The sequence below is a fragment of the Pectobacterium carotovorum genome, from assembly GCF_900129615.1.
GTDB lineage: Bacteria > Pseudomonadota > Gammaproteobacteria > Enterobacterales > Enterobacteriaceae > Pectobacterium > Pectobacterium carotovorum.
The window spans coordinates 37041-53454 of record NZ_FQWI01000014.1 but is presented as its reverse complement, the minus strand read 5'-3'; the positions used below and the strand labels follow the sequence as shown (position 1 = coordinate 53454).

Below are 16414 nucleotides of genomic sequence, written 5' to 3'. Positions count from 1 at the left end.
GTAGCTTTATGGCGTGCCGTTGCGTCCCCAGGTCAGGTAGCCTGCGCGTGCGCTTAAGCGCTCATAGTAGGCGCGGACGGCGGGATAGTCTGTGTGTTCCAGCGGCGTTTCATACCAGCGGTTCACCGATAGCCCGATGGGAATATCGGCCAGCGTAAACGCGTTTCCTGCGATGTAGTGGCCGGTTCGCTCCAACTGCTGATTCAAAATGCCCATGGTGCGTGACCAAAGCGTGCAGGATGCTGCCAACAGCGTCGGATCCTGGTGTGCGGGAGACTGGCGCACCAGCGACATAAAGGCGTAACGCCATGAAGGATTGAGTTCGGAGGCCTGCCAGTCGATCCATTGGTCGATCGAAGCACGGCTACGCGGATCTTGCGGGTAGAGCCAGGCTCCGTCCTTCGCGTTGGCGAGGTAACGCAAAATCGCGTTCGATTCCCACATGACGAAATCCTCGTCCTGAATCACCGGTATCATGGCATTAGGATTGAGCGCCAAAAACTCCGGTGACTGCGGTGATTTATAGCCTTCGCCCCAGTCTTCGCGGTCGAAGGGAATCGCCAACTCATCGCACAACCACAGCACTTTCCGAACGTTGATCGACGACGTGCGTCCTAGAACCTTTAACATGACCTCTCCGCTATTTTCAGGAACATAGACTTACTCATAACCAATTTAAGAGGGCTTGTCATTCTCGAATGATAGCTTCGGTGAAAAAAGTAGGGGCGGGGGGAGAAGGGGGAATGCGACGGCGTCAGTGTCAGTGAATGACGCCGTCGAGATACGCTTTTACAGGCGTGAGAAGCAGAGCTGTGCGGCTTCGATGGTGCGATCGATGTCCTGTGGTGTGTGTGCCAACGACATAAAGCCCGCTTCAAACGCGGACGGCGCGAGGTAAATCCCTTCTTCCAGCATCATGTGGAAGAACAGCTTAAAGCGCTCGACGTCGCACTTCATCACATCCTGATAGCAGGTGACGCTCTCGGCATCCGTGAAGAACAGGCCGAACATGCCGCCCGCTTGATTCACCACCAGCGGGATATTTTCGGCTTGCGCGGCAGCTAGCAGGCCGTCAGCCAACTGATTGGTCAACGCGGTGAGCTTTTCGTGTACGCCGGGTTTCGCCACTTCGGTTAAACAGGCAAAGCCTGCGGCCATGGCAATCGGGTTGCCGGACAGCGTTCCCGCCTGATAAACCGGGCCGGTCGGTGCCAGCGCCTGCATGACTTCGCGTTTACCGCCGAATGCGCCGACTGGCATGCCGCCGCCGATGATTTTCCCCAGACAGGTCAGATCCGGCACCACGCCGTAGTGCGACTGCGCCCCCGCCAGTGCGACACGGAAGCCGGTCATCACTTCATCGATGATAAACAGGGCGCCAAACTCATCGCACAGGGCACGCAGGCCGGGCAGGAAATCTGGCAGCGGTGGAATGCAGTTCATGTTGCCCGCGACAGGTTCAACAATGATCGCGGCGATCTCGTCAGGATATTGTTCAAATGCAGCGCGAACGGATGACAGATCGTTATAGACGCAGGTCAGCGTGTGACGGGCGAAATCGGCTGGAACGCCGGGAGAATTAGGCTGGCCCAATGTCAGTGCGCCGGAACCGGCTTTCACTAGCAGGCAGTCGGCGTGGCCGTGGTAGCAGCCTTCAAATTTGATGATTTTGTCGCGGCCCGTGTAACCACGCGCCAGTCGGATCGCGCTCATGGTCGCTTCCGTGCCGGAGTTGACCATCCGCACCATATCCATACTGGGCACCAACGAGGTGACCAGACGGGCCATCTGCACTTCCATTTCTGTCGGCGCGCCAAAGCTCAGGCCGCGTTCCGCTGCCGCGATTACCGCATCACGGATTGCCGGATGATTGTGACCCAGCACCATCGGACCCCACGAACCCACGTAATCAATGTACGCTTGATCGTCAGCATCGTAGAGATAAGCGCCATCAGCCCGTTCGATGAACAGCGGGGTACCGCCGACGCCGTTAAAAGCACGAACGGGTGAGTTCACTCCGCCGGGAATAAGTTGCTGTGCCGCAGCATACAGGCTTTCAGATTTGTTCATTACGCGGTCCTGACTGGTCTTGATCGTAAAATGTAGGGGTATTCTAATGAACTGACCGCCGTTATGAAATCGCTGTGCGGGTTTTCACTTGAAAACACATCGCATCATACCCACAGAGAGTACTGGCTGTGTGGTGTATGAGACGGCATAATACGGCGATTATTTCAACAATGACTGTCAAATCTTGAACGTTTTCGCTTACTGCCGGATAATAAGCGTATGAATATGGGTCTATCACCTGGTAAGCCCTGAGTTGGGAGTAAAAATATGAGCGATGATATAGCAGCACTGCCTCTGCAATTTACCGATGCGGCGGCAAGCAAGGTGAAAAACCTGATTGCTGATGAAGAAAACCCAGAGCTGAAACTGCGCGTGTACATCACGGGCGGCGGCTGTAGCGGCTTCCAGTATGGTTTTACCTTTGATGATCAAATCAACGACGGCGATATGACCATTGAGAAACAAGGTGTGGCGCTGGTGGTTGATCCGATGAGCCTGCAATATCTGGTTGGCGGTGCGGTGGATTATACCGAAGGTCTGGAAGGTTCTCGCTTTATCGTGACGAACCCGAACGCGAAATCCACCTGCGGCTGTGGTTCCTCTTTCAGCGTCTGATCCTGCATTGCGGTTATTCACCGACTAAAAAAACAAAAACCGTGTCTTGTTGCCGAGACACGGTTTTTTTATAGCAGACATTTTTTATCGCAGACAATAAGCCAATGATAGGAAGCGTTAAGAAAACACGCCTCCTGTTTTTACTGTGATTACCATTCGACCGTAATCAGACGCGTTTCCGTACCCTGTGCGGTTTTTGCCGCAGAAGTCGAAAATTTTGCCTGATCGACCTGAATACGTGACTCAGTAATTTTAGGTTGTGGTACAGAGGCTACGTTACAATTCATTTGATATTGACCGGATTGAGGCGTTACGCCGCACGCCGGTAGTATCGTCAGTTGAGCGTTAATTTGCCCACTCTGACTCCCTGCATATGCCGTGCTACAGGCCGCCATAAGTAAGCCCGCGTAAAGCAACGCATTTTTCATATTTAAAGCTACCTGGTGTTAAAAGAACCGATATCGGTTCAAAGTTTTCTCATTTCGTCTTGCTTTGGCTTTATCGCCAGATGGTAATCAAAACCATGAATGCTGTTTATGATTCCACCGTTGCGTTCAGATTATCGGCAACTATTGGCGAAATAAAAGCCTGTTAGTGTTACAACTTGTATACTAATGAAGCTATTGTTATCGGAATGGTTTCACTCTGTTAATTAACAATCACTTCGCTGACGAAAGCGTGGGTCTTAACTCTGCTAATTGAGAACAAATTTGCTGGGCTGCCAATAGTAAACGAGGGCCGCTGCGGCTAAACCAGTCTTCATTGACGGTAATTACCGGAACCGCTAATTGCGGCTGCCAAAACGCCTGCACACTGGCAATCCTCTCTGGCGCACCGCCGACAATAATGGCCTGCGGCTCGCGTCTTAACACCTGTTCACGACTGACCTGCGGCCAGGGCACCGGACTGTCGCTAAAGACATTTTCGGCACCACACAGTGAAACGATCTGGCTTTGCAGCGTTGCTTTCGAAGAAGTAAACAGCGGCTGAGTGCCAAATTGAAGGAATACCCGCAATGGCGCGGCGTTATGCCTCTCGCCAGCGTGCTGGAGTTTGTCTATTTCCTGCTGAAAATTTGTTGCTGCTTGTTCGGCTTGTTCAGGGTGGCGGCTATAGGTCGCCAACTGTCGTAGTGACGCCGTGATATCGTCTACTGTCTTCGCATCCAGATAAACGATAGGAATCGAGAAGTTGGCGAGCTGTTCCAGCGGACGCTGCGGGTTACCCTCACGCCACGCCAGAATCAGATCGGGCTTGAGGGCGAGGATCCGCTCCAGATTGATTCCCTGCCAGGAAGCCACCTGTTCAAGCTTTTTCGCTTCTGGTGGATAATCTGACCAGGCGCTAACCGCAATCAGCTGTTCACCCATGCCTGCCGCATAGGCCATTTCCGTCGCGTGTGGTGCGAGACTGATCACACGCTGCGGAATGGCATAAGCGGCGGTGCAGAGCAGCAGCCCGGTCAGCCAGCAGAGGAGCCTGAACATCACGATTAGCGTGCGGCCAGCTTGACCAGAATCGCTTCTACCATCCGCGTTGATTGCTGTGCTGCAACGCTCAGGAACTCATCGAAACTCAGGTGTGAGGCTTTATCGGCCACATCAGAAATCGCGCGCACAACTACAAACGGGACGGCGAACTGGTGGCAGACATGGGCGATCGCAGTCGCTTCCATTTCTACGGCAATGGCCTTCGGGAACGTGGTGCGGATACGAGCTAACGGCTCTGCGCCATTAATGAAGGCATCACCGCTGACAACCAGGCCGCGCACGGCGTTCAGCTGTAATTCGGCAATGACTTCCTGCGCTAGTGTGATGAGTTTTTCATCGGCAGGGAAAGCGGCAGGGCAGCCTGCCATCTGGCCGGGTTCATAGCCAAAGGCCGTGACGTCGGCATCGTGGTAGCGCACTTCATCGGAAACCACGATATCACCAACGTTCAATGTTGGTGCCAGTCCGCCAGCAGAACCGGTGTTAATCACCACGTCTGGCTTGCTGTGTTCCAGCAGCAGCGTGGTGCCCAGCGCGGCAGAGACTTTACCGATGCCAGATTTCAGCAGCGCGACTTCTACGCCGTTGATTTGTCCGGTGTAGATTTCGCAACCCGCACGCTGGAAGGTCTGACGGTTTTCAATCCGATCGCGCAGCAGCGTTACTTCTTGTTCCATCGCACCGATAATACCGACTTTCATAAGGTTCCCCGCAAATTCTGTTATAAATGGAAGGCGTGTAGCTGGGGTTAGTCTATCATGGCTAGCGGGATGAGATGGAGTGTCCATCATTGTGCTGTAGCGGGATGACATGGAGAACCGTATGTCTGATATCGATTTCGCCAAAAAAATGAGCTTTCAGCGCTATTTTAGCCGGTCTAAAACGCTTGATGATGGCTATGCGATTGTGCGCCAGTTTGAGAGCGATCGGGGTCGTATTATTAACTCCGCTGCCATCCGCCGTTTACAGCAAAAAACCCAGGTCTTTCCGCTAGAACGTAATGCGGCTGTCCGCTCCCGTCTGACTCATTCGATGGAAGTTCAGCAGGTTGGCCGCTATATCGCCAAAGAAATTTTGCACCGTCTGCAAGCCGATGGACGGCTGACATCGCTGGGTCTGGACGACAGAGAAACGCCGTTTGAAAGTCTGGTCGAAATGGCGTGCCTGATGCATGACATCGGCAATCCGCCGTTTGGGCATTTTGGCGAATCCGCGATTAATCAATGGTTCAGAAAATTGCTGGATAGCCACTATCTGGACAGTAAATCCCCGGAACGCGTCGATGACTGTAGAGTCCCTACGCTGCGGATGCAGCAAGATGGACTGGACGATCTGCGCGGGCAGATTCGGCAGGATCTGAGTCATTTTGAAGGCAACGCCCAGGCGATCCGTCTGGTGCATACGTTGCTGAAGCTCAATCTGACCTATGGTCAGGTCGCTTGTATCCTGAAATATACCCGCCCTGCGTACTGGCACGGCGAGCTTCCGGCGGATTACCATTATTTGATGAAGAAGCCGGGCTACTATCTGGCAGAGGAAGCGTTTGTCGCCACACTGCGTGAAGAGCTGGATATGGGCGAATTTCATCGTCATCCGCTGAGCTACATTATGGAAGCGGCCGATGATGTGTCCTACTGCATCGCGGATCTTGAGGATGCGGTCGAGAAAGATATCCTCACGATCGAAGAGCTTTACGATCGTCTGCGTGAGAATTGGGGCACAGGAACAGAGAAAGACATCTTCGCTAAAACAATTGAACGTGCTTACAAAGAACGCGAGCGCTTTCAATGGCGTAGCCACGACGATCAGTTCTTCATGAATCTCCGTGTTCATACCGTGGGGCAGATGGTGCCGCATGCCGCGCAGCGTTTTATCGACAACCTGCCGGAGGTCTATGCCGGATCGTTCAATCAGGCGTTGCTTGAGGACGACAGTCCGCAGAACCGCCTGCTAGGCATTTTCAAACGCGTCGCCTTAAAGCACGTTTTTAACCATCATGAAGTTGAACAGTTGGAGCTACAGGGGGATCGCGTGATTCGCGGCCTGCTGGATATTTATAGCCCGCTGCTCGAGATGCCCTATCAGGATTTCAGCCAACTTGTTAGTGACGATACGCACAAGCACTATCCGATTGAAACGCGGCTTTACCACAAGCTATCCAGCAAGCACTGTCTGGCCTATTGCGAAGCAGTTACCGAGTTGGAGGGATTACCCGAAACCGAGCGTGTCATCCGTGAATATTATTATCGGGCGCGCCTGATTCAGGATTACATCAGCGGTATGACGGATTTATACGCCTACGACGAATACCGCAAGCTGATGGCGGCAGATTAGCGATGAACAGGTCGCAACGGAAATCGCGACTTTTGTAAAGCCGTTCAATATTTCCTTACGCTTCACGATCTTCCCCTTTGGAACCTTGTTGGTCCATATTTATCTCATACAGCACGACCACTGAGTGTACCCGGTGTCGGGTACACGGGCCGTAAGACTCGCGTGTTGATTACTATGAGATAACCTCCTATGAAAAGAAAATCACTGGTTCTGAGTGCGCTGGCGTTAAGTCTGGCGATGGCGATGGGCTCCACCACGGCGAATGCCGCTGAGTCAGCGGCGTCTGCCGCGTCATCGGGTCAATTACCCAGTCTGGCCCCTATGCTGGAAAACGTCATGCCTTCTGTGGTGAGCATCTATGTGGAAGGGCATACCACCCATGCGGGCAATGAGGGAAAAGAAGGTATCCCACCGCAGCTTCAGCCGTTTTTTGGTGAAAACTCGCCTTTCTGTCAGGAGGGATCGCCGTTCCAGTCATCGCCAATGTGTCAAGGCGAAGGTGACGACGACGGTCAGCCACCGCAGCAGGAAAATTTCCAGGCGCTGGGCGCGGGCGTCGTGATTAATGCAGAGAAAGGCTATGTGGTGACCAACAGTCATGTGGTGGATAACGCGGATAAGATTCAGGTTCGACTCAGCGATGGCCGCAAGTATGACGGCAAAGTGTTAGGCAAAGATACACGTTCCGATATCGCGCTGGTGCAGTTGAAAGATTTCAAAAATCTGACGGCGATTAAGGTCGCGGATTCCGACCAACTGCGGGTTGGTGATTATACGGTAGCGATTGGTAACCCGTATGGTCTGGGCGAGACGGCGACCTCGGGCATTGTGTCCGCGCTGGGGCGTAGTGGGTTGAATATTGAAAACTACGAGAACTTTATTCAGACCGATGCAGCGATCAACCGGGGGAATTCCGGTGGTGCGCTGGTCAACCTGAACGGAGAGCTGGTTGGGTTGAATACCGCGATTCTTGCTCCAGATGGCGGCAATATCGGGATTGGTTTCGCTATCCCCAGCAATATGGTGAAAAGCGTCGTGGCACAGATTGTCGAATTTGGCGAAGTGAAGCGCGGCGAGCTGGGCATCACCGGGACGGAGCTGAACTCCGAACTGGCACAGGCGATGAAGGTTGATGCACAGCGCGGTGCGTTTGTGAGCCAAGTGCGACCTAAATCAGCGGCAGATGACGCGGGCATCAAGGCGGGCGATGTAATCGTCACGCTGAATGGTAAGGCGATCAGCAGCTTCTCTGCACTGCGTGCGCAGGTTGGGTCGCTGCCGGTGGGCAGTAAAGTGGCGCTGGGGCTGCTGCGTGAGGGTAAACCGCTGACGGTTGAGGTGACGCTGCAACAGAGCAATCAGGCTCAGGTGGCTTCCGGTAATCTCTACTCTGGCATTGAAGGTGCCGAGCTGAGCAATACTCAGGTGGATGACAAAAAAGGCGTTAAGGTGGATAACGTTAAACCCGGTTCTGCGGCGGCTAAAATTGGCCTGAAGAAGGACGACATTATTCTGGGCGTTAACCAACAGTCGGTACAGAATATTGGCGAGCTGCGTAAAATTCTGGACAGCAAACCGGCCGTATTGGCCTTGAATGTGCGTCGCGGTGACAGCACGATTTATCTGCTGGCTCAGTAATCGATCTGTTTAGCGCATAAGTTAATAATTACCTTTTAAGACAATTTGTTACGTTAGTCTTTTGGCCGGGCACGCGGGTGCCCGGCTACCTCTCGCTTCTTCCTGAAAGTGCTTTTGTGAGTTCTTCCACAGATTTAACCTAATTCCCGTTTCTTTGTTAATTTGCACAATGTGTGGCGCACCGAGTGGCGGTATGCTGGTGCAATTGTCAATGTTCCTCTCAGAGGTAAAAATGGCGTCGTATCATCTCAATGCCAAGATGGCACAGGATATTGTCGCGCGGACCATGCAGATCATTGATAGCAATATCAACGTGATGGATGCTCGCGGTAAGATTATCGGCAGTGGCGATCAGGAACGATTGGGGGAACTGCACGAAGGCGCGCTGCTGGCACTTTCGCAGGGGCGAGTCGTCGATATTGATGATGCCGTCGCGCGTCACTTGCACGGCGTGCGTCCAGGTATCAATTTACCCCTGCGTATTGATGGCGAAATTGTTGGTGTCATCGGTCTGACGGGGAACCCAAGCCAGCTACGGCAATACGGCGAGCTCGTCTGCATGACGGCAGAAATGATGCTGGAGCAGGCGAGGCTGCTGCATATGCTGGCGCAGGATAGCCGCCTGCGTGAAGAGCTGGTGCTGAACCTGATTCGCACCGACGATCTGTCTCCCGCTCTCATGGAGTGGGCGCAGCGCTTAGGCATCGATCTGAATAAGCCCCGCGTCGCTGCGGTGATCGAAGTCGACAGCGGGCAGCTCGGTGTCGATTCCGCTATGGCAGAGCTACAGCAGTTGCAGACGTTGCTGACCACGCCGGAGCGCGACAACCTGATCGCTATCGTTTCCCTGACGGAAATGGTGGTGCTAAAACCGGCGCTGAACAGCCACGGGCGCTGGGATGCAGAGGAACACCGACGTCGCGTGGATACGCTGATGTCGCGTATGGCGGAAAGCAGTCGGCTGCGGGTACGGCTGGCGCTGGGGAACTATTTTGCGGGCCCGGGCAGCATCGCGCGCTCTTACCGCACGGCACGAACGACCATGAGCGTAGGCAAACAGCGTATGCCCGCCCAGCGCTGTTATTACTATCAGGATTTGATGTTGCCCGTGCTGCTGGACAGCCTGCGCGGTGGCTGGCAGGCGAACGAACTGGTGCGCCCGCTTTCGAAGCTTAAAGCAATGGACGGCAATGGTCTGCTGCGTCGGACGCTGGGTGCCTGGTTCCGTAACAACGTCCAGCCCGGCGCGACGGCGAAAGCGCTGTTTATTCACCGCAATACGCTGGAATATCGCCTTAATCGTATCTCTGAACTGACGGGGTTAGATCTGGGGAATTTCGACGACCGTCTGCTGCTGTACGTGGCTTTGCAACTGGATGAAGAAGAGTAGGGCAGAAAGGTGCCTACCTGTTTAAGCCTATACTTCTAAGCCTATCCTCTACCGTATTCACCTGATGCCGCACGGCATCAGGATTACCTTATATCCAGTCGTAAAAAGATTGCCGCTGCAACAAAATTGCTTAGATTGAAAACTATTACATAACCATTAACAATATAACGCGATAGCATAAATTATCGCGAAACAATATTTTTGCCCCTTCCTTATATCCACTATTGTCACTCCCATATTGTCGTTGTCAGTTCGATAACCGCATAAACGGCCTAACCAGCCACATTCATCATTATTTTATCTAAATACTTTCAAGCATTAAGGTTAGGGAGTGATAAGAATGTCAATACGTCGTCTGGGGTTATCTGTTGCTACGGCAGCGCTGTTATTTTCTGGTGTGGCCTCGGCGGCTACCGAATTATTAAACGTGTCTTACGATCCGACGCGTGAACTGTATCAGCAATACAATGCGGCGTTTATTAAGCATTGGAAAGCGACCACGGGTGAAGATATCACCATCAAAAATTCGCACGGCGGTTCTGGAAAGCAGGCGCGTTCGGTGATTGACGGCTTGCAGGCCGACGTGGTGACGCTGGCACTGGCTGGTGATATTGATGCATTAAACCTGAACCAACAGCTGATCGACCCTAAATGGCAGGCACGTCTGCCTGACAACAGCACCCCTTACACCTCCACCATCGTTTTTCTGGTGCGTAAAGGGAATCCAAAGCAAATCAAAGACTGGAACGACCTGGTGAAGCCGGGCGTTGAAGTGATCACGCCAAACCCGAAAACCTCCGGCGGCGCGCGTTGGAACTTCCTGGCTGCATGGGCTTATGCCAAAGCGCAACCGGGCGGCAATGATGAAACCGCACTGAAATTTGTTACGGAACTGTATCGCCATGCGCCAGTACTGGATACCGGTGCGCGTGGAGCAACCATCAGCTTTGTGCAACGTCAGCTAGGCGATGTGCTGTTGGCGTGGGAAAACGAAGCGTATCTGTCTCTGCAAGAGCAGGGCGGCGATCAGCTTGAGATCGTGACACCGTCTCTGTCGATTCTGGCTGAACCGCCGGTTGCCGTTGTCGACAAGGTGGTTGAGCGTAAAGGGACGCAGAAACAGGCTGAAGCCTATCTGCAATACCTCTACAGCGATGAAGCGCAGCGTATTATCGGTAAAAACTTCTATCGCCCACGTAACGCCAAGATTGCCGAAGAGTTTAAAGATCAGTTTGCACCGGTGAATCTGGTGACGATTGATAAGGATTTCGGCGGCTGGAAAGCGGCACAGGAAAAATACTTTAACGACGGCGGCGTGTTCGACGCTATCTTTAAAGAGATCAATAAGTAAGTTTTAACGTCTGACGGATTAAGGCCGCTATCACAATAGCGGCTTTTTTCAGGTTAAAAAAGGCAGAGGACCTGCCGCCTGAAACGTTCTGTCAGGTAGCGCGCGTCGGCAAGCAGTTGTTGGCTGGATAGTGAGTATGAAAATTAAAGGCACGGTATGTCACAACGTTCTTCCTCAGTGATTCCCGGTTTCGGGCTAACGTTAGGGTTTAGCCTGAGCTATTTAGGATTAATAGTCCTCATTCCGTTGGCGGGGATGTTTTTGTATGCCAGCCAACTAACGTTCGGTCAGTTTTGGGATCTGATAACCAGCCGCCAGGTGCTTTTCTCCCTGCGGCTTTCGTTTGGTACGGCGCTGGCTGCGGCGTTTATTAACGGTATTCTCGGGACGCTGCTGGCTTGGGTGCTCGTGCGTTATACCTTTCCCGGCCGTAAAGTGATCGATGCCATGATCGACATGCCCTTTGCGCTGCCAACCGCCGTGGCGGGGATTGCGTTGACGGCGTTGTATGCGCCGAATGGCCTGATTGGTTCGCTGTTTCCGTTCAAAATTGCCTATACCGGTATTGGCATCACGCTAGCGCTGATCTTCGTCACGCTGCCTTTCGTGGTCAGAACGCTGCAACCGGTGTTGGCCGATATTCCCAAAGAAGTGGAAGAAGCCGCTGCCTGCCTTGGCGCGCGCCCGCTTCAGGTTTTCCGCCATGTTCTGCTTCCTGCGCTGTTACCCGCGTGGCTGACGGGCTTTGCGCTGGCCTTTGCCCGCGGCGTCGGGGAATACGGTTCCGTGGTGTTTATCGCGGGAAATATTCCGTTTAAAACCGAAATCCTGCCGCTGCTGATCGTCTCCAAGCTCGATCAGTACGACTACAAAGGCGCAACCGGTATCGGCGTGTTCATGCTGCTGGTTTCTTTCATTATGCTGCTGCTGATTAACGTGTTGCAGCGCCGCATTCAACCGAAACTGTAAGGGCTGGTCGTCATGGAACAGGTTATTTCCGCTCAGGCCAGCGCGGCTAAAAGAAAAAAACAGCCCGCCGCCTATTACATTCTGGTTTCATTAGCGTGGGTCGTCTTTTTCCTGATTCTGGTGCTGCCGCTGATGATGGTGGTGACTCAGGGGCTGGATAAAGGTGTCGGCGCATTTTGGGACGCGATTACCGAACCGGATGCGATCTCTGCGCTTAAGCTGACGCTGCTTGCGACCGTCATTTCCGTGCCGCTAAACGTGGTATTCGGGCTGGCGACGGCGTGGTGCGTGACGAAATTCGAATTTCGTGGCAAGAGCTTCCTGCTAGCGCTGATCGATTTGCCATTTTCCGTTTCACCCGTGGTTGCGGGGTTAGTGTATGTGCTGCTGTTTGGGGCACAAAGCAAGATCTATCCCTTCTTGCTTGAACACGATCTGCAAATTGTTTACGCCGTACCAGGCATCGTACTGGCGACAATTTTCGTTACGCTGCCTTATGTTGCCCGTGAGCTGATTCCGCTGATGGAAGAGCAGGGCTCGCAGGAAGAAGAAGCGGCGCGATTGCTGGGGGCGAATGGCTGGCAAATGTTCTGGCACATCACGCTACCGAATGTGAAATGGGCGCTGATCTACGGTGTGGTGCTGTGTACCGCGCGTGCGATGGGGGAATTCGGCGCTGTTTCCGTTATTTCCGGCCATATTCGCGGCCTGACGAACACGCTACCGCTGCATATCGAAATTCTTTATAACGAGTACAACATCGTTGCGGCTTTCAGCGTGGCGATCCTGCTGCTAATTATGTCACTGGTGGTGTTGCTGTTACGCCAGTGGAGTGAGAGCCGATTGACGAAGCAAATAGAGAAACAACAGGAGTTGGCCAAAAATGAGCATTGAGATTCGCAATATTAATAAACAATTTGGTCAGTTCCGGGCGCTGAACGAGATTAATTTGTCGATCCACAGCGGCGAGCTGGTGGCGCTGCTGGGACCATCGGGCTGTGGTAAGACGACGCTGCTGCGTATTATCGCCGGGCTGGAACAGCCGGATAGCGGCAGTATTATTTTCCACGGTCAGGATGTGTCCGTTCACGATGTGCGCAAGCGTAACGTGGGATTTGTATTCCAGCACTATGCGCTGTTCCGCCACATGACGGTGTTCGATAACGTGGCGTTTGGGCTGCGAATGAAGCCGAAAAATATCCGCCCGTCGAAGAGTGATATTGAAAAGAAAGTACATGAATTACTGAATCTGGTGCAGTTGGACTGGCTGGGGGATCGCTATCCTGAACAGCTTTCCGGCGGTCAGCGTCAGCGTATTGCTTTGGCGCGTGCGCTGATCGTCGAGCCGAGCATCCTGCTGCTGGATGAACCTTTTGGTGCGTTGGATGCCAAGGTACGTAAAGAGCTGCGTCGCTGGCTGTCTCAGCTACATGAAGATATCGATCTGACGTCGGTATTTGTGACGCACGATCAGGAAGAAGCGATGGAAGTCGCCGACCGCATCGTGCTGATGAACAAAGGCGTGATTGAACAAATCGGCACACCGGCGGAAGTTTATAACAACCCGGCCAGTGAGTTTGTTTACCATTTCCTTGGCGACAGTAACCGGCTGAAAGTGGCGCAGACGGAAGAGACGATTCTGTTCCGTCCGCATGAGGTGTCGTTGTCTGTTCAGGCGCAGGAAGGCTATCAGGCAGTGACAGTGCGAGATATTCGCCCACTCGGTGCCTTAACGCGTCTGTCGCTGAAACTAGGCGAGCAGTCGGAGCTGATTGAAGCAGAAGTCGCAAAAGACGATGCAAGCCTGCACGGGCTACAGAAAGGCGATGTCATTCAGTTCAAACCTAAGCGTTACAGCCACGATTGGGAAATCTAATCGGCAGATCTCAGGCATGAAAAAACCCGCGAAATTCGCGGGTTTTTGCTTTTGTCGTCAATATCTGCCGGATAGCGGGGATTAGCGATAAGCGGGATTGGAAGCAACAGAGTAGCGACCGCTGCCAACCAGCATGATGATAATGCCCGCAAAGAAATAGAGGGCTTCCAATTCCAGCGCCCAGGCGCCGACTTTGGTTAACGTAAAGAATTTACCCGTACCAACCATTAGCGTGGCAACAACCAGCGTTAATGCAGCAATCAGGCCTGAAACGCGGGTAAACACGCCCAAAATAATCAGGATTGGGGCAACAACCTCGCCGATATAAACGCCATAAGCGATAAAACCAGGTAGGCCTGCGCCTTGCAGTATCTGTACGATCCAGCCTACGCCGTGCTCAACTTTTGCTACGCCGTGAAACAGCAGCAGAATACCTACGGTTAAACGCAGTAAAAGTTTACCTGCATCAGGATGATCGGTTAAACGCGTGAACCACTGATTCAACTGAGAAATCATAATAGACAACCTCATAAGTGAGCAAAAATGCTGATTGGTAATGCTGGGAATGCTTGTTTATATAGTGCGGCAGTGTCGTCGATTTAGGGACAGAATAGAAAACCAATAAATTTGATATTTTCTGTCAAAAAATTACGTGAACAGGGCAAACGCAGATAAGCATAGCACCGCAATTGCGGCGGTCTAATGATGGATGGGAATAATGCAATAACAAGATGTTATGAAAAAGAAACGCAGTCTGAATGGCTGAAGGTCAGAGGAATGGATTGCATAAAGGGAATCGTTTTAGAGGGGATAGAGTTTGGAACCTATCTTGGATGTGACAGGTTCCGTTTCATTACCTGTTTATGCGTCGGTAAGCAGCGCTTTTTTGGCGGCGATAAGAAAGTCGTCCGACAAAGGATCGCCAGCCGTTGCTCGCGCTAACGTGAGCGCACCGGATAACAGGGCGAATTGCGCCAGAGCATGCAGTCGGCGTTGTTCTTTATCTTCTATTGTCGATAGAGACTCCAGCCTGTCCAGCATGGCTCTGACACCACTGAGATAAACCTCACGTACCGGTTTGTCTTCACTTTCTCTGGCTATGTCGCTGGCTAGCGCAGTGAGCGCACAGCCGTCCTTAGCGCCGTCACGATGGGCGGGGGAAAGATAGTGTTCCACCATCGTTTGCAGATCAGGTTGATCTGCGTGCTGAGTTATTTCCTGCCAACGCGAGCGGGAGTCCTCAAGCGCTTTTTGGCTGGCGATGGCGGCGAGTTCATCTTTAGAAGCAAAATGACCATAAAAGCCACCGTGAGTTAAGCCGGCCGCGGCCATCAAGTCGTTCACGCTGACGCCGTTCAGGCCCCGTTCACGAAAGAGCTGTGAAGAAACCTGAATGATTTCCTCTCGGTTACGCTCCATCTGCTGTTTTGATACACGGGCCATGCTGTTCTCCTCTTTCTGTCAGGCATCATCTTAGGGTATGAAAAAGTCAGACTCAATAGATGATGCCTTTCATCAATAGCCAGATCAGGCCCGTGGCGGCCACGGTGTAATAATATGAGCGCTGTTGCCCCCTTGAGCCCGCGGCAATGTACCTGCGATCTGATCGTGCGGTGTCCCCAGCGAAATAGCACTGACGTCGTCCAGTCGTGCGACCTGCTCGTCGCTTAGCGTCACACCTAATGCAACCAGCGTATCGTCCAATTGTGCCAGTGTGCGGGAGCCCAGAATGGGGATCAGGCTGGTGCTAGCGCGGGCGGATTTGTATCGCAACCAGGCGATGGCAATTTGTATCGGCATGACGTTTAAGTCGTTTGCCACGCGAAATACCTCGTCCAACAAGGTTGTGTCTTGCTCGGTGTGCACTAGTCTTCCGCCAAAACCAATCAGACGGCCTTCCTTACTTTTACGGTATTTGCCCGTCAGCAGGCCGCCACCCAGCGGAGACCAAAGCGTTGCAGCCAGCCCCATTGCTTCTGCCATCGGTAGCAGTTCTCGCTCTGCGGTGCGCTGTACCAGACTGTATTCCACTTGAATGCCGGCAATTCGCGACCAGCCGCGCAGTTCCGCTATGGTATCTGCTCGGGCAATGCGCCAGGCTGGGAAATTAGAGAAACCAGCATACTGGATTTTTCCTGCCCGAACGAGATCGTCGAAAGTACGAATAATCTCTTCCAGTGGGGTTAATTGGTCATCAAAGTGTGCCCACAGCACATCGATACGATCGGTGTTCAGCCTCTTAAGGCTGCTTTCTACCGATGAGATCATATTCTTACGGCTATTGCCGGTTCGAGATATTCCTGCTTCCGGTAGGGCGCTTAAGGTGTACTTCGTCGCTACAACAAAATGATCGCGATCTGCGGCAATGAATTCTCCAACTATTTGCTCAGATTGACCGAACTGGTAAGCATCCGCCGTATCAATGAAGTTACCGCCCGCGTTGGCATAACGATCAAATACCTGTTTAGCCTGATCTTTTTCAGAACCATAGCCCCAACCGGTGCCAAAATTTCCTGTTCCGAGAGCAAGTTCGGAAACGCGTAAGCCGGTGTTGCGCCCAAAAGTCGTGTATTTCATACCGTGCCTCATTTTTAAATGTCGATTGACATTTATTATATATGTCATACATCATCTATAAGTGCAAGCAGGGTGGCACTCTCTTTACGGGCTTTACGGGCTTT

At 52.7% G+C, this 16414-nt stretch carries 16 protein-coding genes; 8 read left to right on the top strand and 8 right to left on the bottom strand.

All coding sequences use genetic code 11. From position 1 onward, the window contains the following. Positions 1–6 precede the first annotated feature (6 nt). Positions 7–630, bottom strand: coding sequence for a glutathione S-transferase family protein (locus BUB06_RS20230; protein ID WP_039476060.1), 624 nt, complete (start codon positions 628–630; stop codon positions 7–9). Positions 631–789: 159 nt separating this feature from the next. Beyond that, on the bottom strand, positions 790–2070 hold the full coding sequence (gene hemL / locus BUB06_RS20225; protein WP_039476058.1) for a glutamate-1-semialdehyde 2,1-aminomutase: 1281 nt from the start codon (positions 2068–2070) through the stop codon (positions 790–792). Positions 2071–2337: 267 nt separating this feature from the next. Here hemL and erpA point away from each other — a divergent pair, with 267 nt between their 5' ends. Beyond that, positions 2338–2685, top strand: a complete 348-nt coding sequence (erpA, locus tag BUB06_RS20220) for an iron-sulfur cluster insertion protein ErpA (protein ID WP_005969047.1) — start codon at positions 2338–2340, stop codon at positions 2683–2685. A 149-nt stretch (positions 2686–2834) separates the two neighbouring features. On the opposite strand, the gene BUB06_RS20215 is transcribed toward erpA, so the two are convergent. The 3 genes from BUB06_RS20215 to mtnN all read right to left on the bottom strand — a co-directional run bounded on the left by BUB06_RS20215 (position 2835) and on the right by mtnN (position 4876). Next, positions 2835–3113: a hypothetical protein gene (locus BUB06_RS20215; protein WP_010299514.1), complete on the bottom strand. Its 279-nt coding sequence runs from the start codon at positions 3111–3113 to the stop codon at positions 2835–2837. Between the two features lie 231 nt (positions 3114–3344). Beyond that, a complete protein-coding gene (gene btuF, locus BUB06_RS20210; protein WP_039476055.1) occupies positions 3345–4175 on the bottom strand; it encodes a vitamin B12 ABC transporter substrate-binding protein BtuF in 831 nt (276 codons plus the stop codon). A 2-nt stretch (positions 4176–4177) separates the two neighbouring features. Next, positions 4178–4876, bottom strand: a complete 699-nt coding sequence (gene mtnN / locus BUB06_RS20205; protein ID WP_039476053.1) for a 5'-methylthioadenosine/S-adenosylhomocysteine nucleosidase — start codon at positions 4874–4876, stop codon at positions 4178–4180. A 121-nt stretch (positions 4877–4997) separates the two neighbouring features. Here mtnN and dgt point away from each other — a divergent pair, with 121 nt between their 5' ends. The 7 genes from dgt (at position 4998) to BUB06_RS20170 (ending at position 13733) form a co-directional block, all read left to right on the top strand. Further along, positions 4998–6509 carry a dGTPase gene (dgt, locus tag BUB06_RS20200; protein ID WP_039476050.1) on the top strand — a complete coding sequence of 504 codons (1512 nt, stop codon included), beginning with the start codon at positions 4998–5000 and terminating at the stop codon, positions 6507–6509. Positions 6510–6698: 189 nt separating this feature from the next. After that, entirely contained in the window at positions 6699–8147 is a 1449-nt protein-coding gene (gene degP / locus BUB06_RS20195) for a serine endoprotease DegP (RefSeq protein WP_039476048.1), read from the top strand. Between the two features lie 232 nt (positions 8148–8379). Continuing rightward, positions 8380–9537, top strand: a complete 1158-nt coding sequence (locus BUB06_RS20190; protein ID WP_039360836.1) for a CdaR family transcriptional regulator — start codon at positions 8380–8382, stop codon at positions 9535–9537. A gap of 346 nt (positions 9538–9883) precedes the next feature. Further along, a complete protein-coding gene (locus BUB06_RS20185) occupies positions 9884–10888 on the top strand; it encodes a sulfate ABC transporter substrate-binding protein (RefSeq protein ID WP_370529552.1) in 1005 nt (334 codons plus the stop codon). 156 nt (positions 10889–11044) lie between these two features. After that, positions 11045–11857: a sulfate ABC transporter permease subunit CysT gene (gene cysT / locus BUB06_RS20180; RefSeq protein ID WP_010280704.1), complete on the top strand. Its 813-nt coding sequence runs from the start codon at positions 11045–11047 to the stop codon at positions 11855–11857. Between the two features lie 12 nt (positions 11858–11869). Continuing rightward, on the top strand, positions 11870–12751 hold the full coding sequence (gene cysW / locus BUB06_RS20175) for a sulfate ABC transporter permease subunit CysW (protein WP_039476046.1): 882 nt from the start codon (positions 11870–11872) through the stop codon (positions 12749–12751). Continuing rightward, positions 12741–13733: a sulfate/molybdate ABC transporter ATP-binding protein gene (locus BUB06_RS20170; protein WP_010299494.1), complete on the top strand. Its 993-nt coding sequence runs from the start codon at positions 12741–12743 to the stop codon at positions 13731–13733. The genes cysW and BUB06_RS20170 overlap by 11 nt, the downstream gene beginning before the upstream one ends. An 81-nt stretch (positions 13734–13814) precedes the next feature. Here BUB06_RS20170 and BUB06_RS20165 read toward each other — a convergent pair whose 3' ends face one another. The 3 genes from BUB06_RS20165 to BUB06_RS20155 form a co-directional block, all read right to left on the bottom strand. Further along, the gene (locus BUB06_RS20165) at positions 13815–14249 is read right to left on the bottom strand and encodes a DoxX family protein (RefSeq protein WP_039476043.1); all 435 of its coding nucleotides are present in this window, start codon (positions 14247–14249) and stop codon (positions 13815–13817) included. 345 nt (positions 14250–14594) lie between these two features. Then, complete coding sequence (locus tag BUB06_RS20160; protein ID WP_039476040.1) at positions 14595–15176, bottom strand: TetR/AcrR family transcriptional regulator; 582 nt, start codon at positions 15174–15176, stop codon at positions 14595–14597. 84 nt (positions 15177–15260) lie between these two features. Further along, positions 15261–16310 (bottom strand): aldo/keto reductase, encoded by a 1050-nt coding sequence (locus tag BUB06_RS20155; protein WP_039476037.1) that lies wholly within the window; start codon positions 16308–16310, stop codon positions 15261–15263. Between the last annotated feature and the right edge of the window lie 104 nt (positions 16311–16414).